The 22,623-nt window shown below is 44.1% G+C and carries 14 protein-coding genes; 4 read left to right on the top strand and 10 right to left on the bottom strand.

Annotated elements, in window-relative coordinates; all coding sequences use genetic code 11:
- Window positions 1-78 precede the first annotated feature (78 nt).
- Window positions 79-2,715, top strand: coding sequence for a PBP1A family penicillin-binding protein (locus tag ABCM67_RS14475; protein WP_342992950.1), 2,637 nt, complete (start codon window positions 79-81; stop codon window positions 2,713-2,715).
- A 177-nt stretch (window positions 2,716-2,892) separates the two neighbouring features.
- Here ABCM67_RS14475 and ABCM67_RS14470 read toward each other — a convergent pair whose 3' ends face one another.
- The 4 genes from ABCM67_RS14470 to ftsH form a co-directional block, all read right to left on the bottom strand.
- Window positions 2,893-3,828, bottom strand: coding sequence for an ROK family glucokinase (locus ABCM67_RS14470; RefSeq protein WP_021651514.1), 936 nt, complete (start codon window positions 3,826-3,828; stop codon window positions 2,893-2,895).
- 13 nt (window positions 3,829-3,841) lie between these two features.
- On the bottom strand, window positions 3,842-4,789 hold the full coding sequence (gene hprK / locus ABCM67_RS14465) for an HPr(Ser) kinase/phosphatase (RefSeq protein ID WP_342992949.1): 948 nt from the start codon (window positions 4,787-4,789) through the stop codon (window positions 3,842-3,844).
- A 110-nt stretch (window positions 4,790-4,899) separates the two neighbouring features.
- Window positions 4,900-6,747 carry an excinuclease ABC subunit UvrC gene (uvrC, locus tag ABCM67_RS14460; RefSeq protein WP_110104054.1) on the bottom strand — a complete coding sequence of 616 codons (1,848 nt, stop codon included), beginning with the start codon at window positions 6,745-6,747 and terminating at the stop codon, window positions 4,900-4,902.
- Between the two features lie 72 nt (window positions 6,748-6,819).
- Window positions 6,820-8,958 carry an ATP-dependent zinc metalloprotease FtsH gene (gene ftsH, locus ABCM67_RS14455; protein WP_342992948.1) on the bottom strand — a complete coding sequence of 713 codons (2,139 nt, stop codon included), beginning with the start codon at window positions 8,956-8,958 and terminating at the stop codon, window positions 6,820-6,822.
- Between the two features lie 175 nt (window positions 8,959-9,133).
- On the opposite strand from ftsH, the gene ABCM67_RS14450 reads away from it, so the two are divergent.
- The gene (locus ABCM67_RS14450; protein WP_147603243.1) at window positions 9,134-10,618 is read left to right on the top strand and encodes a DUF1846 domain-containing protein; all 1,485 of its coding nucleotides are present in this window, start codon (window positions 9,134-9,136) and stop codon (window positions 10,616-10,618) included.
- A 110-nt stretch (window positions 10,619-10,728) separates the two neighbouring features.
- Here the strand turns inward: ABCM67_RS14450 and ABCM67_RS14445 are convergent, their stop codons facing one another.
- The 4 genes from ABCM67_RS14445 to ABCM67_RS14430 are packed head-to-tail and all read right to left on the bottom strand — an operon-like array spanning window position 10,729 to window position 14,646.
- Window positions 10,729-11,577 carry an MBL fold metallo-hydrolase gene (locus ABCM67_RS14445; RefSeq protein ID WP_021651519.1) on the bottom strand — a complete coding sequence of 283 codons (849 nt, stop codon included), beginning with the start codon at window positions 11,575-11,577 and terminating at the stop codon, window positions 10,729-10,731.
- A 13-nt stretch (window positions 11,578-11,590) separates the two neighbouring features.
- Window positions 11,591-12,409 (bottom strand): carbohydrate ABC transporter permease, encoded by an 819-nt coding sequence (locus tag ABCM67_RS14440; protein ID WP_021651520.1) that lies wholly within the window; start codon window positions 12,407-12,409, stop codon window positions 11,591-11,593.
- Complete coding sequence (locus tag ABCM67_RS14435) at window positions 12,409-13,296, bottom strand: sugar ABC transporter permease (protein WP_021651521.1); 888 nt, start codon at window positions 13,294-13,296, stop codon at window positions 12,409-12,411. Before ABCM67_RS14435 ends, ABCM67_RS14440 begins: the two co-directional genes overlap by 1 nt.
- Window positions 13,297-13,356: 60 nt before the next feature.
- Complete coding sequence (locus tag ABCM67_RS14430; protein WP_015525935.1) at window positions 13,357-14,646, bottom strand: extracellular solute-binding protein; 1,290 nt, start codon at window positions 14,644-14,646, stop codon at window positions 13,357-13,359.
- A 156-nt stretch (window positions 14,647-14,802) separates the two neighbouring features.
- Here ABCM67_RS14430 and ABCM67_RS14425 point away from each other — a divergent pair, with 156 nt between their 5' ends.
- Window positions 14,803-16,548 carry a histidine kinase gene (locus ABCM67_RS14425; RefSeq protein ID WP_092070120.1) on the top strand — a complete coding sequence of 582 codons (1,746 nt, stop codon included), beginning with the start codon at window positions 14,803-14,805 and terminating at the stop codon, window positions 16,546-16,548.
- The gene (locus tag ABCM67_RS14420; protein ID WP_173740101.1) at window positions 16,545-18,116 is read left to right on the top strand and encodes a response regulator; all 1,572 of its coding nucleotides are present in this window, start codon (window positions 16,545-16,547) and stop codon (window positions 18,114-18,116) included. The genes ABCM67_RS14425 and ABCM67_RS14420 overlap by 4 nt, the downstream gene beginning before the upstream one ends.
- Here the strand turns inward: ABCM67_RS14420 and ABCM67_RS14415 are convergent.
- Entirely contained in the window at window positions 18,110-21,394 is a 3,285-nt protein-coding gene (locus ABCM67_RS14415; RefSeq protein ID WP_092070123.1) for an SMC family ATPase, read from the bottom strand. The two genes, ABCM67_RS14420 and ABCM67_RS14415, sit on opposite strands and share 7 nt — an antisense overlap.
- On the bottom strand, window positions 21,391-22,539 hold the full coding sequence (locus ABCM67_RS14410; protein ID WP_195274738.1) for an exonuclease SbcCD subunit D: 1,149 nt from the start codon (window positions 22,537-22,539) through the stop codon (window positions 21,391-21,393). Before ABCM67_RS14410 ends, ABCM67_RS14415 begins: the two co-directional genes overlap by 4 nt.
- Window positions 22,540-22,623 lie beyond the last annotated feature (84 nt).

Genomic DNA, 22,623 nt, shown 5'->3' with positions numbered 1-22,623 from the left:
AATTGTGAAATTTTTTTTAAGGCTTTATTTGGCATCTCATATTTGTTATAATGAAACGGATTATAAAGGAGGAATATTATGAACTACGGAAAAAGATCCACTTCCAAGAAGCGGAATGCTCTGATCTCCCGTACTTCCATGCTGGAAAAAAGAGCACATGTTTCGTTTATCCGGGTTTTATTTACAGCTCTGATCGCAGTCTGCGTCATGGTTGTCTGCCTTGGTATCGGCTTCTTCCGGGGCGTGATCGCCGGAGCACCTGACGTCAACGATGTGGATATTTCACCTCTCGGATATGCAACCTTCCTGTATGATGACCAGGGAACACAGATCCGACAGCTTTCAGCCCCTACATCCAACCGTCTTCCGGTCTCCCTGGACCAGATCCCGGTCAGTCTGCAGCATGCAGTGGTAGCCATTGAGGATGAGCGTTTTTATGAACATAACGGTATTGATGTCCGCGGTATCGCACGTGCCGGAATGAAGGCGATCACCACCGGTAACTTTTCCGAGGGTGCCAGTACCATCACACAGCAGCTTCTGAAGAATAATGTTTTCACTGACTGGACCAACGAATCCACACAGCTGGAACGTTTCACACGTAAGTTCCAGGAGCAGTACCTTGCTGTACAGATTGAAAAAAAATATGACAAAAATGTAATTCTTGAGAATTACCTGAATACCATTAACCTGGGTGCAGGTTCCTACGGTGTACAGGCCGCTTCCAAAAAATACTTTAACAAAGACGTATGGGATCTGAATCTTTCTGAATGTGCCACCCTTGCCGGCATCACACAGAACCCTACCAAATTCAATCCGATCACCAATCCAAAAGCAAACTCCAAGAGACGTAAGGAAGTCCTGGATCACATGCTGGATCAGAATTACATCTCACAGGATGAATATAATGCAGCACTGAATGATGACGTTTATTCCCGTATCCAGGCCGCACAGCTTGAGAACACCGAAGAAGAAAGTACTGTTTACACGTATTTCGAAGATGAGGTTACCAATCAGGTCATCAGCGACCTGATGAACATTAAAGGATATACCAAGACACAGGCTACCAATCTTCTTTACAGCGGTGGTCTGAAGATCATGACAACCCTGGATTCCAACATGCAGCAGATCCTTGATGAGGAATATGCAAACCCTGATAACTATCCGGCCAATGTTCAGTATGAACTGGATTATGCACTGACTGTACAAAGCCCGGATGGAAAACAGACAAACTACAGCAAAGAAATGCTGCAGCTGTATTTCCGTGATCAGGATCCGGAATTTGATCTTCTCTTTGATTCTCCTGAAGAAGGTCAGCAGTATGTGGATCAATACAAGGCTAACATCCTGGCAGACGGAAGCACCGTAGTATCTGAGCGTGTAAACTTTGCGCCACAGCCACAGTCTTCCATGACTGTCATTGACCAGCATACCGGTTACGTAAAAGCCCTGATCGGAGGCCGTGGTGAAAAAACAGCCAGCCTGACTCTGAACCGTGCCACTGATACGACCAGACAGCCTGGTTCTACCTTTAAGATCGTTTCCACCTATGCACCGGCGCTGAACGAAAAAGGCGATACCCTTGCTACAACCTTTATGGATGAGCCTTACGAATACCCGGACGGATCTCCTGTCAACAACGCCTCAAGAAGCTACGGCGGCGAGACCACCATCCGCAAAGCGATCCAGAATTCTATCAACGTTGTAGCTGTTAAATGCCTGGAGCAGGTTACCCCGGCTCTCGGCCTTAAATATCTGGATGATTTCGGTTTCACCACACTAGCTCACGGAACTGAGGCAGATAAAGATGCCAACGGAAATATCTGGAGTGACGCCAACCTGGCTACTGCTCTTGGCGGTATCACCAAAGGTGTCAAGAACGTGGAACTTTGTGCTGCATATGCAGCCATTGCTAATGGCGGGAACTATATCAAACCGATCTATTATACACAGATCCTTGATCATGACGGAAATGTTCTGATCGAGAACTCCTCCGTTTCCAGATCTGTGATCAAAGACAGTACCGCTTATCTTCTTACAAGCGCCATGGAAGACGTTGTAAAAAAAGGTACCGGTACCGCCTGCCAGCTGGACAATATGACTGTAGCCGGAAAAACAGGTACTACAGAGGACTACAATGACCTGTGGTTCGTAGGCTACACACCGTACTACACCTGTGCAGTATGGTCCGGCTATGACAACAACGAAAAAATTCCGGAAGATGCCCGTAACTTCCACAAAAATCTCTGGAAAAAGGTTATGACCCGTATCCACGAGGGCCTGGAGGACAGAGATTTCGATATGCCTTCCAGTGTGGAAAAAGCCAGTGTCTGCGCAGAAACCGGTCTTCTTCCCAGATCCGGATGCCCGACTATCACAGAGTATTTTGATATCTCCAGTCTTCCCACCGAATACTGTGATCAGCATTTCTACGGCAGCAGCGATTACGATGAAGAGGACTATTATTATAACGAAGATACGGACGCCGATACCGATGCAGCAGCTGAAGCGATTCCAAGCGCAGCTCCGGACAGTACTGACAGCACCGACACTGACAATACTGACAATTCCGATGACGGTTCCGATAATACCGGTGATGATACTGACAATTCCGGAACAGACGACAACACCGGTGGTGATGACGGCAGCTATGATAACAGCAATGATACCGGTGGCGATGACACCGGCGAAGATCCGGTAGAATATTATGAATGATCTCCATTATAGGTATCTTTCATAAACAACATATAAAAAAAGTGGTTTCCTGAAATATGGAAACCACTTTTTTTACTTTTAATAACTTCTTACTGTCTCGCAGTTTATCAGTTCAGGCAAGTCCCACCCACCGCTTATTACTTTTCGCAATTGAAGCAGGGTACTTCCCTGGTTCGGTTAAAGTACCATCTTGGCTGCACCGTAGATTCCTGCATCATTGCCAAGTGTCGCGATCACGATAGGAGTATCCTTGCAGGATTCAAAAGCATACTCTCTGTAATATTTCCGGATACAGTCAATAAGCGGCTGTCCGGCCTTGGAAACTCCTCCGCCGATAACAATGGTCTCCGGATCTGTCACACAGCAAATAATGGCAAGAGCACCACCCAGCTGCTCTCCGACCTTTTCCATGGTTGCTACAGCTACCGGATCATTCTCCTTAAATGCGTCCAGAACTGCTTTTGCTGAAATCTCTTCGGCATCTCTGAGAACACTGTTCTCACCGGAAGCTGCAAGCTCTTTTTTTGCCATGCGGACAATTCCGGTCGCAGAAGCATACTGTTCCAGACAGCCCCTGTTTCCGCAGTTGCAGGATTCTGTTTCATGATGATCCACATTGGCATGTCCGATCTCACCGCCAGCTCCGTGATGTCCGGTCACGATCTTTCCATCAACAATGATACCACCGCCTACACCTGTTCCAAGTGTGACCATGATCACATCGGAGGAGCCTGCTGCAGCACCCTTCCATGCCTCTCCCAATGCCGCTACATTGGCGTCATTTCCAGCTTCCGCATGAAGACCTGTAAGTTCTTCCATCTCTCCCACAACGTTCTTATATCCCCAGAAGAGATTTACTGCACGTGATACTTCGCCTTTGGAGTTTACCGGTCCCGGAACACCGATCCCGACGCCTTCCACCTCCTCTTTGGAGATACCCTTTTCTTCCATCTTGGCATTTACTGCTGCTGCCACATCAGGAAGGATCTGATCTCCATTGTTTTCTTTACGGGTTGGAATCTCCCATTTCTCAACAAGAGTACCATCCGTACGGAAAAGTCCGCATTTTACAGTTGTTCCACCTACATCGATTCCAAAACAATATGTTCCCATTTCTTACCCTCTCTTATTCTTCGTCATCCGGATTTTCTCTTTTTTTCGCAAGATTTGCCTGTACACGCTTGTACAGAGCCTCTGCCGCATTGTATCCCATCTTCTTCTGTCTGTGATTGACAGCCGCTGCCTCAACGATGATCGCCAGGTTACGGCCCGGACGGATCGGAAAAGAATGGCATACTACCTTATTTCCAAGGTACTCTGTATACTCCTCATGCAGTCCAAGACGATCGTATTCCTTGTCTCTGTCCCACTCCTCAAGCTTGATCACGAGATCGATAGACTGGGTATCCTTAACGCTCTCAACACCGAACAGTGTTTTTACATCGATGATACCGATACCACGAAGTTCGATAAAGTGACGTGTGATATCCGGCGCAGATCCCACCAGTGTTACGTCACTGACCTTACGGATCTCAACAACATCATCACTGACAAGACGATGACCTCTCTTGATCAGCTCCAGGGCTGCCTCACTCTTACCGATACCGCTCTCACCTGTGATCAGGATTCCCTCGCCGTAAACATCAACCAGCACACCATGAATAGAAATACATGGTGCAAGCTGCACGCCCAGCCAACGGATGATCTCTGCCATAAAACTGGAAGTTGTTCTTTCTGTCACGAATGTCGGAACATTATATTTAACAGCCAGATCGATCATGTCCTGAGACGGACGAGTCATGGTACTGAAAATAACACATGGGATCTTGCTGGAAATGAAACGTTCATATTTAAAACGTCTCTCCTCCTCATTAAGCTGCATCAGATACGTATACTCTACATATCCGATGATCTGAACTCGTTCATTGGCAAAATGCTCCAGATATCCGGTAAGCTGAAGCGCAGGTCTGTTGATCTCCGCAGTCTTGATCACGATGCCTGACAGGTCGATCTCCGGAGTCAGATTATTAAGCTCCAGTTCCTGTACCATCTTTGTCAACTGTACACCCTTCATACTTTTGTCTCCTTTTCGCTGAAAGTTTGCATTCTCACTGCCGTTTTACCGAGGCGTGAGACACCTTATTTTTAATTATACACAATCACTGCTGAAACTGCAATGCAGCATCAGGATTTATGAAAAAATTCATAGACCTGACGGGCGCTTCTGGCATTCATGCTCTCTGTCTGTGCCAGTTCTTTCTCCGATGCATCCCGGATATTTTCCACAGATTTAAATTTACGCAGAAGGGCTTTCCTCCTGGTATCACCGATCCCCGGGATATCATCCAGGATAGAATGGACCTGTTCCCTGCTCCTGAGGGAACGATGGTATTCAATGGCAAACCGATGGGCTTCATCCTGGATCCTGGTGATCAGACGGAAGCCTTCGCCGGATGTGTCAATAGGAATCTCCACATTGTTGAAATACAGGCCTCTCGTCCGATGATGATCATCCTTGACCATACCGCAGACCGGGATGCTTATCCCAAGCTCATTCAACACCTTCAGAGCGATATTTACCTGCCCTCTTCCACCATCCATCAGGATCAGATCCGGAAGCCTTGCAAAGCTGTCAAATTCTCCGTTACTCTCATGAGTGAACCTTCGGGTCAGAACCTCTTCCATGCTGGCATAATCGTTGGGTCCCTGTACCCATTTGATCTTGAACTTACGGTAATCACTGCGTTTGGGACGTCCTTTTTCATAGACTACCATGGATCCCACAGACTCAAAGCCACTGATATTTGAAATATCATAGGCTTCCATGCGCACCACATTTTTCAAGCCCAGCCATTCTTCCACCTCGTGAACAGCTCCGATGGTTCGTCCTTCCTCCCGCCTGATCCGTTCTCTGTCCTTGGCAAGTACCATACGGGCATTTTCCAGGGCAAGTTCTACCAGCTTTTCCTTGGTTCCCTTCTTCGGGACCCGAATGTGTACCTTCTGCTTTCTCCTTCCTGACAGCCACTCCTCGATGATATCTGCATCTTCAATCTCACTTTGCAGCATGATCTCAGATGGGATAAATGGCGTTCCCGCATAAAACTGTTTCAGAAAGCTGGAAAGGACCTGCGCCTTTGTATCGCCCTTTGCCACACGGAGATAAAAATGATCTCTGCCGATCAGCCTGCCATCCCGGATAAAAAACACCTGGACAACCGCATCCTGATCCCTGAGGTCTTCACTGTCATCCATGGCTACTGCAATGATGTCCCTGTCCTCCTGCCCGTAGCCGGTGATCTTCTGCCGTTCCCCGATCTTCCGGATACTGCTGATCAGGTCCCGGTATTCCATAGCATCTTCGTAGCGCATTTCCTCCGAAGCTTTCTGCATTTTTTCCATCAGCTCACTAATGGCGTCCTGAAAATCTCCATTCAGAAATTTGATCACCTTATTGATATTCTTCCGGTATTCTTCCTGGCTGATATATCCCTGGCAGGGTGCCTTGCACTGTTTCATATGATAGTACAGACAGGGCCGGTCCTTTCCGGTATCTCTCGGAAGACTGCGGTTGCAGGAGCGCACCTGATACAGCTTTCGCACCAGTTCGATCACGTCCTTTACTGCTCCGCCGCTTGTATAGGGACCAAAATATTTTGCCTTGTCCTTTTTCATTCTCCTGGCAAAAAGCACTCTCGGGTATGGCTCATGAACTGTCACCTTAATAAACGGATAGCTCTTGTCATCTTTGAGCATGGTATTATATTTCGGACGATGTTCCTTGATAAGATTACACTCCAGCACAAGGGCTTCCAGCTCCGAATCCGTAATAATGTACTCAAATCTCGTAATATGTGTAACCATCCGTTCAATCTTGGCACCTTTATTACGACTGCTCTGGAAATACTGGCGCACACGATTCTTAAGGCTTATGGCTTTTCCCACATAGATGATCTCGTCTTTCTCGCCATGCATGATATAAACTCCCGGTTTTGCCGGAAGCTTCTTTAATTCTTCCTCGATTATGAACATACTTTATTCTCCTGTTTTACTATTACAGTAATAAGAAAACCGGGATTTCTCCCGGTTTTCTTATGATCTGTTTTATGCCTGTGATCCCGGCTTTTCTTCTGTTTCTGTATGATCAGCATCTGTTGTCTGAGCAGATTCTTCTGTTTTCTCCGGTGCCTGCATATCCTCTGTCAGTTCCTGTCCGGATATCTCCGGTCTGAACTGAACCGATTCCGTACTTTTTGCAGTCTCGTTATTTTCTACAATCGTTTCAATGTCCTGTTTATTGGACACTTCTTTTTCATCCTCGGAAAGTACCAGATCATCCAGATCCTCCGGGATATCCAGGCCCTGCTGAACTGCACGGAGGATCTTCATGAACTCTTTACCTGTAATGGTTTCCTTGCGGATCAGATATTCCGCGATCTTATCCATCTCTGTTCTGTGACTTCCAAGGATCCTCTTGGCTTCCTCATAGGAATGGTGGAGAAGCTTCATCACCTCATGATCGATCTCTGTTGCGGTATCATCACCACAGTTTAAAACTGCTCTTCCGCTGAGATACTGATTCTCCTGTGTAGCAAGTCCCATCAGTCCGAACTTCTCAGACATACCATACTGTGTGATCATGGCTCTGGCCACCTTGGTAGCCTGCTCAATATCATTGGCAGCACCTGTAGTGACTGTGTCAAAAACGATCTCCTCAGCAGCACGTCCGCCAAGATAGCCTACCAGCATAGCTTTCAGTTCTTTCTTGGTGTTGAGATATTTTTCTTCCTCAGGTACCTGCATAACGTAACCCAGTGCTCCCATGGTACGGGGTACGATGGTGATCTTCTGTACAGGCTCCGCATCCTTCTGGAGTGCATTTACCAGTGCGTGTCCGACTTCATGGTAGGATACGATCCGGCGTTCCTGTTTGCTTAAGATACGGTCCTTCTTCTCTTTTCCCACCAGAACTACTTCTACGGATTCTTCCAGGTCCTTCTGTGATACAGCTTTACGTCCCTTCTTGACTGCAAGGATCGCAGCCTCATTGATCATATTAGCAAGATCAGAGCCTACCGCACCGGAAGTTGCAAGTGCAATAGCTTCAAAATCAACGGTGTCATCCAGAAGTACGTTCTTGGCATGTACCTTCAAGATATCCACCCTTCCTTTAAGATCCGGTCTGTCAACGATCACACGTCTGTCAAAACGTCCCGGACGGAGAAGAGCCGGATCAAGAACCTCCGGTCTGTTGGTCGCAGCAAGGATCAGAAGTCCCTTGGATGTATCAAAGCCATCCATCTCCGCAAGCAGCTGGTTCAATGTCTGCTCACGCTCATCATTTCCGCCGCCATAGCGGGAATCACGGCTTTTACCAATGGCATCGATCTCATCGATAAATACGATACACGGAGCATTCTTCTTGGCTTCCTCGAAAAGGTCACGGACACGTGAGGCACCCACGCCCACAAACATCTCCACAAATTCCGAGCCGGAAAGAGAGAAGAACGGTACCTGCGCTTCACCTGCAACTGCCTTGGCAAGTAATGTCTTACCGGTTCCCGGAGGGCCTACAAGAAGTGCGCCCTTAGGCAGCTTGGCTCCGATGGCTGTGTATTTTCCGGGGTTGTGAAGAAAATCCACAACTTCCTGGAGAGATTCCTTGGCTTCATCCTGACCTGCCACATCCTTAAAGGAAACGCCCGTTTCCTGCTGCACATATGCCTTGGCTTTGCTCTTGCCTACGCCCATGCCCATGATCCCGCCGCCTTTGTTCATGCGGCGCATGGAGAACATCAGAAGTCCGAACAGAAGCAGTGTCGGCAGAACCACGCTCAGGATCATTGCAACAAATTCACCAAAAACATCCGGCGGATCGGTCTCAAACTTGATTCCCTTTCTTTCCAGTCTCTTGGTAAGTGCTGTACTGTCTTCGGTCTTCGTGGTGTAATAGCTCATATCCTCGTACTTGGAATTCTTTTTCTTGGGTACGATCGTCAATGTACTGGACTGGATCGTTACTTCCTTAACCTGGTCCTTATCCACCATATCGATAAATTTATCATAGGAGATCTCACTGCTGTTATCCTTCAGCATATTGGTAAACAACGCGAAGCACACCAGTGTGACCAGGAGGCATATCAGAAAAGCCAGAATCGACTGATGATTTTTACCTGATCCCTGCCTGGGATCTTTGTTGTCAGGTCGCTTCCCGTCCTGATCATTATTCAGTTGATTATTCATTTTTTTCCTCCTCTTGTCATTTCTTTATTATAAAGAGAAAAACCATATAAATCAACTGCGAGATTACAAAAATACCATCGAAAAAACACCGCATTGGATATTGCCAGTGAACGTAAAGTTGTAGTATACTGTTCCCAGTGATTTGGAAAATTAAAGAGGAGAGGAAATCAGACAAATGAAAATAGGTTTTGATAATGACAAATATCTGAAAATGCAGTCAGAACACATCCGTGAAAGAATCGGTCAGTTCGGCAACAAACTTTATCTTGAATTCGGCGGCAAACTGTTTGACGACTACCATGCATCCCGTGTTCTTCCGGGTTTTGAACCGGACAGCAAGCTCCGTATGCTGATGCAGCTTTCTGATCAGGCGGAGATCGTTATTGTTATCAGTGCCAATGACATTGACAAGAATAAAGTACGTGGCGATCTTGGGATCACCTATGACGAAGATGTTCTCCGTCTTATGGATGAGTTTACAAGCCGTGGCCTGTACGTGGGAAGCGTATGCATCACACAGTACTCCGGTCAGGAAAGCGCCGATCTCTTCAAAAAACGTCTGGAGAAACTGGGAATCCGTGTCTACAAGCTTTACCTGATCCCCGGCTATCCAAGCAACACTTCCTTTATTGTAAGTGACGAGGGTTATGGAAAGAATGATTATATTGAAACTACCAGACCTCTAGTCGTGATCACAGCACCGGGACCAGGAAGTGGAAAGATGGCAACCTGCCTTTCCCAGCTTTACCACGAATACAAACGAGGAGTAAAAGCCGGCTATGCAAAATTTGAGACCTTCCCAATCTGGAACCTTCCTCTGAAACATCCGGTAAACCTTGCCTACGAAGCTGCCACTGCAGATCTGAACGATGTCAACATGATCGACCCGTTCCATCTGGAGGCTTACGGCAAAACTACCGTCAACTACAACCGTGACGTAGAAGTTTTCCCTGTTGTACAGGCCATGTTTGAGAAGATCATGGGCAGCTGCCCTTATAAATCTCCGACAGATATGGGGGTCAACATGGCAGGTAACTGCATCGTTGACGATGAAGTATGCCAGGAGGCTTCCCGCCAGGAGATCATCCGCCGTTATTATAAGAGCATGAACGCTCTGGTTTCCGGCTCCGGCACAGAGAATGAGGTACGTAAGATCGAGCTTCTTCTCCAGCAGGCTCATGCAGAGATCACTGACCGTAAGGTTGTTCCGGCTGCCCTCGAAAAAGAAAAAGCAACCAATGGCCCTGCCGCCGCTATGGAACTTCCTGACGGAAAGATCGTATGCGGAAAAACCTCCGATCTTCTCGGCGCATCCGCTGCTCTTCTTCTCAATGCCCTGAAAGAGCTGGCAGGAATCGATCACGAGCTTCATGTGATCTCCCCGGATGCCATCCATCCGATCCAGCAGCTGAAGACCAAATATCTGGGAAGCAGAAATCCACGTCTTCACATTGATGAGATCCTGATCGCCCTTTCCATGAGTGCCGCAACCAGCGATGCCGCACGCCTTGCCCTGGAACAGATCCCGAATCTCCGTGGATGCCAGGCTCATACTTCCGTAATGCTTTCCGATGTGGATGTGATCAGCTTCCGTAAGCTTGGTGTTGAGCTTACCTGCGAAGCCAAGGCTGAGAAAAAGAAAGAATATCAGAAAGTCTGATCTTATAAACACCAAAATCCCCTGTGCCGGATCTACGTACAAACGCCGAACCGTACAGGGGATTTTTTTGAGGGAATCTATAATCAATCAACTTGCCGATATTTTCCTATTTAATTCATCCTATCTTTCTGATAGACAATACCACCTGTTGTAAATTTCACAACACTTCCGTTTTCGACCATATGAAAATAAGGTTCACCTTTCTGTTCTCCTGAAAATATTTTCTCAATTCCGTCACAATATATATTTATAATTTCCGGAGATAACGCATACTTTTTATAACAGTCTTTTTCTTTTTCGCAGACATGAGCAGGAAAAACGCTGCTTACTTTTTTTCTGATTTTCTTCAATTTTAAAAGGCTTTCATAGTATACACGCAAAGAAGCAGATGGGGCAAGCGGACTTTTTCCAGGATTCAAATGTCCCCACACTTCCCAGGTGAGCATGATATCTCCTGTAAAAAGCCATCCTTTCTTCTCCTCAAACAATGCAATACACCCCAGGGTATGACTGGGAACTTCCAGAACTTTAAGTTTTTTATCTCCCAGATCAAAGATATCCCCATCCCTGACTGTACAGATTTTTCTTGCCGGTCCGGGATTCCACATTTCAAACGAAAATCCCTCTTTTTCAGGAATTTCAAAGAACATGAGCTCAGACATTTCTCTCAGCTCCTGGTCTACGATCTGATGGGAAAAAGGTTCGTCATACCTTCCCACACATACTTCTTCAAATTGATAATTTCCTGAATTATGATCCACATGAGCATGAGTATTTACAACAATCAGAGATTTTTCTCCACAAAGTTTCAAAACTTCTTCTTTTAAATCGGTAAGTCCCAGTCCCGTATCCAGAAGAAGAGCTCTTTCTGTTCCATTTATCACATACATAACCGTCTTATCTATTTCATTGATCGCCCACAGATCTTTTTCCAACGGAATGATCCTGAATAACTGCATCTTCATTCCTCCTTTATTTTACAGCTCCCATTGTCAGTCCGCTTGTAATATATTTTTGTGCACAGATGTAAAGGATAATTGTGGGAATAATACACAAGGTAAGTCCTGCAATAAACAGATTCCACTGTGTGCTGGTAGCACTTCTGAACATGAAAAGATTTACCGTCAGCGGTCTCAGTTCACTGTCTCCAATGAGAATACTGGGAAGCAGAAAGTCATTCCAGGACCACATAAAAAACAATACACCAATGGTAACCGTTGCTGGTTTAACAAGTGGAAATACGATCTGCGTCATAATTCGAAAAACTCCACATCCATCTATTGCGGCTGCTTCTTCCAGCTCCCGAGGTACATTTTTCAAAAATCCCGTAAACGTCAGAATTCCAAACGCACAGAAGAATCCAATATCAAGAATGATAATTCCTCCAAGGGAATTGGTAAGATTGGTATTTGTAGCAAGTACAGAAATAGGAATCATAACTGCATGAAACGGCACGATCTGTCCGAAAACAAAATACAGATACAGATTCTGTGAGATTTTCCCACGAAGATGTGAGATTCCGAAAGCACCGGCAAACGATACGAACAGCCCTCCCAGCATAGCTCCCAATGTAATCACAACAGAATTTTTTAATGCAACTAAAAAATTCATGCTTTCCATGGCATTTTTAAAATTATCAAGATATAAAGACTTTGGTAATGCCAGAAAATCAGCCGCAATTTCCGGACTTGTTTTAATTGAATTCATAACGATCCACAATACCGGTAAAATAAAAATAAAGCCTAATATAAACATTGCTGCGGTACCTGCAATTTTCTTTTTCCATGTCATTATGACTGCACCTCTCTTTTTCTAGTAATATTAAGCTGAATCAAGGAAATTGCTGCTATGATCAAAAACAGGATCACCGATTTCGCACAGCCATACCCCATATTAAAAGTTCCAAATGCGTCATCATAAATATTCATGGCGATCGTCTGTGTTGTTTTTGAAGGTCCGCCGCCGGTTAAAGCGTAGTTAATATCAAATGCTTTAAATGCATTTGCAATAGATACAAACAGATTGATCGTAATCGTTGGCATCAGAAGCGGAAGCTGGATTTTTATAATACGATTCAGTCCCACACATCCGTCAATGCATGCCGCTTCCATCACATCAAGAGGAATCGACTGCAAACCTGTGATGTAAAGGATCATCAAAAATCCCAGGCCCTGCCACACGGTAACCACTGATACCGCCGCAAATGCTGCCGTTGAACTCCCGAACCAGCTAAACCCTGTTACTGCTTCCGAATGTAAAAGTTCTCCAATTATTGGCGTTACTTTCTGAAAAATAAATGTCCACGCCAGGGCGATCATAACTCCACTGATAATATTCGGAATAAAAAAGAACGCCCGGATCACTGGCTTACCGAAAATATGTGTATTCAACGCCAGAGCTATAAAAAAAGCCAGTACATTGGTCAGAACAATCGTAACCACTGCAAGTTTAAACGTCAAAAACATAGATTGTATAAAATCTCTATCATGAACCAAATCGACAAAGTTTTTTATTCCGATCCAGTTATGCGTTCCTTTGATCAGATTCCAACTGAAAAACGAATTCGGGATCGTTCCAAAAATTAACGGTCCTGCCAGCGCAAAAGTATAAATACACAGTGCCGGCAGCACAAGAAGGAAATAATATTTTTTCTGTTTTCTGTATAAAATGTCCGACATGTTTCCTACCCCCGTATATAGCAGGCGGACTTTTAAAAGTCCGCCTGTTTTCCTGTGTGTTTATTCTTCTGCAAGCTTTTTAAATCCTTCATCAAGAGCATCCAGGGTCTGATCTTCATCGGTTATTCCTGCAAAATATCCCTGAACATCATCGCCCAGAACATCGCTTGCTCCGCTTGGAAGCTGATTCCACAAAGTACTTCTGACCTTTCCTGCATCCATATACGCTTTCAGATCTTTATAATAATCCTTACTTGCAATTTCATCATCTGCTTCAATGTCCATGCAAGCCATAAAGCCGCCGTAGCTGTTGGTCACTGTTTTCAGCCAGTCCCCGCCATCTCCGATATAATCAAGCACTTCCAGGGCTTCATCCAAGTGTTCCCCGTTTGCGTTGGCCACGATCGCATCTGTTGCACATGCCACAACTTCTGCATCATCTGCGTTATCACTTACTGGAACTGCAAAAAATCCGATGGGAAGATCCTGTGTTACACTTCCTACAGAAATCGTTGCCGCATCTGAAAGAAAGATCATTGCTGCTTCCTGGTTTGCAAATGCATAAAATCCTGTGGCCGCATCCGAATCCATATAATTCTGTCCGGAATTTTCTTTCATAAGATCCATAAAATCAAAGACTCTGTCTACGCCATCCACCTTAAAGCTCCCTTCTCCCTTATTCATGGAATCCAGCCAGCTGTCGATCTTATCTTTTCCACCAAGTACTCCTCCGAATAAGGAGCAGAATTCCTGACTTACTGTCCAGTTATCTTTATAAATAGCGGTAAATGGTGTAATATTCGCAGCCTGAAGTTTTTCACAGACTGCTTTCATCTCATCAAAAGTTTCCGGCACTTTTTCAATTCCTGCTTTTTTAAAAAGATCTTTATTATAAAGTACACCCCACCATTCATACATCTGTGGAAATCCCCACACTTTGCCATCATAAGTAACTGCTTCTTTTGCATTGTCATAAAGTTTGTCCACAAACTCATGATCGCTTACGTCTGCCAGCAGCCCGTTCTGTGCAAAATCATATACCTGAGAATAAGAACTTACTTCAAAAAGATCCGGCAGATCTTTTGCCGCTGTCTTTGCTCCAAGATACTGGTTATAATCTCCGGACTGCATCTCCACAGATAATTTTATATTATCATGAGTCTGATTAAACCCTTCCGCTGCTTTATTGTAAATATCCGCAGCTCCGGAAGTCCACACTGCCATCTTGATCTCAACTACATCGTCTACATTTTTCAGATTACTTTTTGCGTAAACCGGCATCACTGTTCCAACAAGCCCCATTGCCATGAGCGCTGCCATTGCGCACGCTGTCACCTTTCTTCTCTTCATTTGTAAACCCTCCGTTCTTTTTTGATGAACTCATTATATTATAATTTTTAATATCAAAACAGTGCACACTTCTTGACATTATGTGTCACTTTTCATAATATGTATTGGTTTTTTTTACTCATCATTATATAATAATACCGAAAGGAGGGGTAAGAATTGTTTTCTATTACTGCAAAATTTAAAGAACACTCTATAAAATTTCGAATTCTTGTCATCGTTCTTCCAGTTGTGATTCTCAGTTATATCATTTTATTATCTTCTTTTTATATGATTTATGTAAAAGAATCCCGTAACAATATTCTTCTGGAACATGAAGAGAATACTCTGTCTATCGCAAAAAATACAGCCAGTTATTTTTCCTCACTGAACTCCAACATTGATCTGCTGCTTTACGGAACAGAAATTCAGTCTCTGATCCATTCCTATGCAGATAAAAAGCTCAGTCCGGAAGAAGTTCAGTCCCAGTGTAACACCCTTTTCTCCACATATCTTTTAGGTGCTCAGTCTAAAATTCAACGGGTTTATATTGTTCTGACCGATAATGGGATCATTTCCAATCAGACTATTTATAATTCCACCCTGGAACAACAGGAGCAAAAACTGGAGCAGCTCAGTGAGTATCTAAAACAACCAAAGGGAACTCTCTGTTATTACTATTCTCCAAAGGAACCTTATACCATCACTGCTGCCAAAAATATTTTTGACATTCAGAAACCGGAAAAGAAGATCGGTATTTTACTGACTGAGATCAATATCCGGTTTATGGAGGATATGATCACGGAGCATCAGGATTCTGAATATAGTTATTATTCCCTTTTTCAAAATAGTGACCTGGTATATACAACTTCCCCCTATGCCCCATCCGTCACAGCCAGCATGAATATGAATTATCACTCCCACAGGGGGAATAGTAATTTTTATGCCATCCGCTATTCTGTAAACGATTTCTTACAAATCGGAGGGCTTCTCAACACAACCGGCGCATTTCATTCGATCAATCGTGTATGGCGTCAGCTACTGGTTATTTCCATATTTTTTCTCTTGATACTGGTTTTCGCTGTTATTCAGATTTCAAGAACCATATCCCAGGAATTTCAGGTTTTTATCACTAAGTTAAAACAAACTTCTGTTGCCGATGAAACCGCCCTGATCCACACAGTTTCCAGCAACGAATTTTCTGAGCTGACAAAGGAATACAACCATATGCTCCTGCGCCTTCAGGAATCCGGAAAGAAGATCACGGAACAACAGATTCTTCTAAAAAACGCAGAGCTGAAAACGCTTCAGGCACAGATCAACCCACATTTTCTTTACAATACCCTGGACTGTATCTCAAGCCTGGCATCTCTTGGAAAAACAGCGCAAATCACAGATATCGTTCCAAAACTGGCTGATATCATGCGAATGAGCATCAAAGGCCCTGATCTTCTTCCTATTTCAGAAGATCTTAATTACGTAAGAGAATATTTGGATATTCAGAAAATGCGTTTCCAGGATCGGCTTCTTTTTCTGATCGAATGTAACGATCCCATGGAAGATCTGTATATCCCAAAACTGATCATACAGCCGGTCGTTGAAAACGCTATCATACATGGTATCAGTGAATCTGTGGAAAATGGCTTTCTTTCTATTCAATTATTTACTTTTAAAGACGATGTACTGATCAAAGTCTATAACACCGGCCCCCTGTTTTCTCACCAGGTAATTGAAAAGATTCACTCTGTATCACAAACTTCTTTTTCCGACCAGAAAAGCATTGGGCTTATAAATATTCAGATGCGGCTACGGTCCCAATTCGGAAATTCCTATGGACTGCTTCTTGAAAATATGGAAGACCGTACTTCTGTATGTGTTACGATCCGTATTCCACAAATACATCAAAGGGAGGACCTGACAAAATGAAAATTCTGATCGTTGATGATGAAAAGATCATCCTGGAAAAACTTAAAATGTATATTTCACAGATTTTTACAGAAAAAGAGAATATTTTTACTTCTGACAATGCAGCAAAAGCACTGGAGATCATATCCTCTCAGCAACCAGATATCATTCTTACGGATATCCGTATGCCAGGAAAAGACGGCCTGTATATTTCTTCTTTCGTGCATAATAATTTTCCAGATAAGATCGTAATACTGATTACCGGTTTTTCTGATTTCAAGTATGCACAGACAGCGATTAAAAACCATGTTTTCGATTATATCCTAAAACCAGTAGACGAAAACGTCCTGAAAGAATCCGTATTGAAAGCTATACATACTATCACCGAACGGAAAAATCAGGCGATCATGCGCAAAAAATATGAATCCTATCTAAAAGAAAATATCAGAAATCTTCAAAAAGATTTTTTTGAACGGTTACTTTTCAGGAACACCACTTCCCTTTCTTCTTCTTTTCATGAAGAAGTCACCATGCTCCGCCTGGATCATATTAAAAGCTATTACCTTTTATACTGCAAATGTTCTACAACAGTTTCAAAAGATCTGGAAAAAGAATATTACTTTACGCATATCGCCGAACATTATCTTCAGGAACAGATTCCGGGAGCTCTTATTTTTTCTTATGGAAACGCTTTGTATTCCTTATGTCCGGACATTGATGAAAAACAACTTACAAAAATAACTAATTTCATACATGGGGAACTAAAAAAAAATCACGTTCTCATGTCCGCAGCCATCAGCAGTCACTCTGAGAATCTGTCTGAAATTCCCCTGCTTCGAAGCCAGACTGTAGAAATTTTTAATACCCTGAAAAATTCCAGTCATTTTGTCATGCTCTACCGTGATCTGGAAACCAACCCCGTTGCTGTCATGTATGAAAAATCCAACTATTTTCAGGTTCTTCTCAATTCCCTGTCTTCCGGTGACAAAACAATGATTCAAAGGCATTTTGATGAGATCTCCCAGTTTTTCACCCGGCAAACTCCTGATGAGTTCAACAGTTTCATGTATAGTTTTATGACTCTTTTTCTTTCTTTTTTTCAGTCAGCTTCCACGGAACTGTCAGATTCGGTACGTCAGATCACCAAAACACAGAAAGAGCTTTTTTCAACCTCCTCACTTCTGGAAAAAAAGACTGAAATATTTCAGGACTGGATGTTTCAGATTGCAGGCCTTCTGAATACTGATAAAATTAATAAAAACAACTACCTGACCAGTCAGCTGATTGAATATATCCGCGCAAATTATGAAAAACCTCTGAGCCTATACAGTATCGCCGATGAATTTAACCGAAGTACTCCTTATATCAGCAGACTGATCAAACAGACAACCGGCAAAAATTTTACGGATCTTCTTACCGATCTGCGTATCCAGAAAGCTAAAGAATTGCTGAAAACTTCTTCCTATCACGTAAATGAGATATCCCACATGGTAGGATATCCCAATTTTCGTTACTTCAGCCGTATTTTCAAGCAGCAAACTGGTATGACTCCCAATGATTATCGGAAGATTTCCTGCCGTTTTCACTGAATTTTTATACTGCTTCCCACACCATCCCCACCACATTTTTTGGTGACGATGATCTTATTTTCGATCCGTTCCTTCAGTTCTGACACATGTGAGATAATTCCTACCAGACGTTTTCCGTCGGCCAGACTTGTCAGGGCTTTCAGGGCCTGTTCCAGGGATTCCTCATCCAAGGATCCGAATCCTTCATCTACAAACATGGAATCCAGCCGGATTCCCCCTGCGCAGGCCTGGATCTCATCAGACAGGCCCAGTGCAAGGGACAGAGATGCCTGGAAGGATTCCCCACCGGACAATGTCTTTACACTTCGTTCTGTTCCGTTATAGTGATCTATGACATTCAGATCGAGACCTGCTTTTTCTTTCTGATTTTTGCTCTGCTCCTGGCGTTTCAGTTCGTACTGACCGCTACTCATGGTCATAAGACGGAGATTGGCTCTTCGCAGGATCCGGTCAAAATATGCCATCTGGATATAAGTTTCCAGCTCGATCTTTGCCTTTCCGTTCAGTTTTCCATTGGCTGTATCCGAAAGATTTTTCATCCAGACATATTCTTTTTCCGCCGCAGTCATTTCCGTCTGACGTACCTGCACTTTATGATATATTTCCTCATTTCCCTTCTGAACAGAAAAAAGTGCTTTTCGTTTTTCCGAAAGCTGTGTTTTCTCTTCCCTAAAACGGCTGTACTGCTCTCTGAGCGCATCCTCATCTACTTCTCCGATTTCTTTTTTCTGCTCCTCAAAGTTTTTTACAACCGCTGTTATTCTTTCCTTTTCCGCCCGGATCTCCTGTAATTTCTGTTGAGCTCTTCTGCTGCTTTCTTTCAGCTCTTCATACAGCTTCCTCTGTGTTTTTATTTCCTGTTCCAGAGATTCTTTTCCACCTTCTCCGATCTCTTCGTTCAGCTCATCCACTTTCTGTGCTTTATTCTTCCTCTCTGTTTCCAGACGTACGATGTCCTGTGCAGCTTCATTGATAACTCTTCCCAGTTCTTTCAGAGTCTTTTCTCTTTCTATGATCAGCTTCTCAAGATCCTGTTTCTGTTTTGCTTCTTTTTCCTTTCCCTGAACTTTTTCTGACAGGCAGCTGAGCATATCCTGTATCTGTCTTTCAAATCCTGCAGCTGTGTTGTCCGTCACTTCTCCATTTCCTGACACCAGACTTTTCTGAATCAGTTTTCGGATCTCTTCTGCTGTTATCTGCTGCTGCTTTTTGTTTTCCACGTCTCTTGTCTGAAGACCGGCCTGTTTTCTGTCACATTGATTTTTCTCTTCCTGTAACTGAACGATCTCTGTTTCCAGCTTTTCGATCCACGTTTCTGTTTCGTTCTTCTTTTTTTTACGTTCTATTGCTATGCGAATCTCTTCCTCGCTGTCTGCCAGCTGCTTTTCACATTGGTCCTGTTTTTCTTTCAGCAAAGGGATCAGCTTTTTCCATTCCGTCTCATGTAAAAGCTCTTGTGCCTCCCTCTGGATCTGATGCCATAATGTTTTCTGGCGTTCTTTTCGTTTTCCTGCTTCCACACTCTGCGTATTTGCGTCATTCTCCAGTCTGTCCAGTTTTTGTTTCTCTCTGTCCAGGATTTCCTGATCCACAACCTGTCCTTTGGGAAGTATTCCCGGACGCGGATGCTCGAAAGAACCACATACCGGGCATGGGCAACCCTCTTTCAGTTCCTGCGCCAGGAGCCCTGCCTGCGCGTCCAGAAAACTCTGAAACAGTTTCTGGTAAACTTCTCTCTGCTTTTGTACTTTTTCAATGGAAATCTTATATTTTTCCTGCTGCTCTTTCGTGGCATTATAAGCCCCTTGAAACTCCTTAACCAGAGCAATCAGTCCTTCTAATTCTTTCTTTTTCCGAAGCCCTTCTGTCTTTTTCGTCTCTGCCTTCTGAAGTTCCAGCTCCGCGCTGTCCAACAGCGCCTTGTCTTTCTTTTGCTGCTCCAGCTCTTCCTTCTGCTGCGTTTCTTTCCGGATGATTTCTTCCTGCCATCCATCTATCTGTTTCTGTTCTTTTTTGATCTCTTCTTCCGTCAGCAGACAGCTGTCATAGCTTCGTTTTTCACTGTCCAGTTTATCGTACTCAAACTTGTATTTTTGTAGTTCTTCTCCTGCATCTGCCAGTATTGAAAGGCGTTTTTTTTCTTCCTCATCTTTTTTCTGCAAAAGCTGCTCTTCGGAAATATCCTTCTCTTTTTTTTCACTGACTGTTTCAAGCTTTCCTTCGATTGTTTCCAGCTCTTTTTTCAGCTTTTCCAGCTCCTGATATTTTTTCAGCTTTTCTTCTTTTTCACGGATCCTGATTCCAAGCTCTTCACATCTGTGATCTGCATCTTTATATTTTTCCGCCACTTCTACTGCAAGCTGTAGAAGTGGTGTTAATTCTTCCAGATCTTTTTCCGCTTTTTTCTTTTTCAGCTCCAGATTTCGTTTCTGAGCCACAAGATTTTGTGCCTCTTCTGATTTTCGTATATCCTGATTAAGCGAGTCTTCTTTTTCCCGGAGCTCTTTTTCCTGTGCTTCACCATATTCCAGAAACTGCTTCAGAAGTTCCAGACTCCGCTCCAGTTTTCCCTCGAATTTTATCTTTTTCAGTTCGTCAAATTCCTCTGCCTCCTGCCATGAAGCAGTCTCCGTTTTCACTCCATCCAAATACTGGGCAATACTGCGGCGCATTTCATCATATTCCTTATATCTGGCTATTGACGCATCCTTAAGTTTCATCTGAATCTGCTGATAAAGTCCTGTGTGAAAGAGCTGTCGGAAGATCTCTCCTCTCTGTGTAGTTCCTGCCAGAAGTAATTTCTGGAAATCCCCTTGGGCGATCATTGCGATCTGTGTGAACTGATCATAACTCAGTCCCAGAAGCTGTTCCACTGCCGCAGTAACATCTTTTGCCTTTGTCACCGGCTGACGTTCATCCGGATAGATCAGCTGTGCTTCAGCTTTTCTAAGAGTCTGTCCGGTGCCTCTTTTTTTCGGAGCCATATATTCCGGACTCCGGCGCACGTGATAATTTTTCCCCTGATAGGAAAAAACAAGCTCCACAAAGGTCTCTGTGGAAGGCTCTGCATATTTGCTCCGAAACATGGCCGGATCTCTTACCTCTCCACTGGCTCTTCCATATAACGCAAAGGTGATCGCATCAAAGATCGTAGTTTTTCCCGCTCCGGTGTCACCGGTGATCAGGTAGAGACCGCCCTCTCCAAGCTTTGAAAAATCAATCTCTGTTTTGTCTGCATAGGGCCCGAAGGCACTGATGGTCAGTTTTTCCGGTCTCATTGTTTCACCTCCTGGATCTTACGGATCAGATCTTCGGAATATTTCCGCTGTTCTTCATTCATGGGCTGGTTATTCTGCAGTTCAAAAAATTCCTCAAAATATTCCAGCTCGGATTTCCTTTTCACCGTTTCTGTACCTGCGATCTCCTGGTTTTCTCTTGTGCGTCGGTTATCATATTCCAGCCTCATCAGATTCGGATAAACAGTACGGAGCTTCTGCATTCCATCTACGATATCTTCTTCATCTGTCAGCGTGATCTGCACATAATCCTCTGTGTTTGTGTCCTGATAACTGGACAGTGATGTGATCTCCATGTATGTGCCTTTCAGTTTTCGCATATCCCGAAGAGGCTTCAGCGGAATCTCCCTGATCCTGAGATTTCCTTTTTCCAAAAGCTCCACAACTGTCACAGATTTCTGCTGTCCTGCCTCGGAAAAAGAATATTTCAAAGGAGTTCCGCAGTAGCGGATGTGCTCGCTTCCCACATTCTGAGGACTGTGGATATGGCCAAGTGCCACATAGTCAAAATCCCGGAACACATCTGCCTCCACCTGGTCGATACCTCCAACGGAGATCTCTTCAGAATCGCAGCGCATGGCACCGACCACAAACTGATGGGCGATCAATACATTGCGATAACGTTTATCAATCTCCATATGTGCAACTGCCGCCTGCACTGCCTCCTGGTAGGTACGGATCTCATCCACCTCTTCTTCTCCTTCCAGTCCGTGCCTCACAGTTGCCGGACGCACAAATGGAAGCAGATGGATCCAAACTTCTCCATAGCTGTCCGTTAAACAGTACTTTTCTGTTTTTCCATCGTATACCGGGGACATACAGATCCCGCTGCTACTCATGATCTGTGAACCGAAAGCGATCCTTTCCGCACTGTCATGATTTCCGCTGATGGCATACACCGGAATCTTCCTTTCTGCCAACTGCGTAAGAAACCGGTCAAAAAGCTGCACGGCTTCCGCAGACGGAATCGGTCTGTCATAAAGATCCCCCGCAAGAAGAACCCCGTCCGGTGCTTCTTTATCAATGATCCTCAGGATTTCATTCAAAATATATTTCTGATCTTCGATCATGGAAAACTCATTGACACGTTTTCCCAGGTGAAGATCTGATAAATGGATCAGTTTCATCGATCACCTGCCACTCAAAATGTGATTAAACATACTCACATCGAGATAATGCGGATTCTCACGAATACCGCTTACTGTTTCTTT

This window comes from Blautia sp. 2227st1_G12_2227SCRN_220401 (genome assembly GCF_039062885.1).
GTDB classification, from domain to species: domain Bacteria; phylum Bacillota; class Clostridia; order Lachnospirales; family Lachnospiraceae; genus Blautia_A; species Blautia_A fusiformis.
This window is presented reverse-complemented; position numbering and strand designations above follow the sequence as displayed.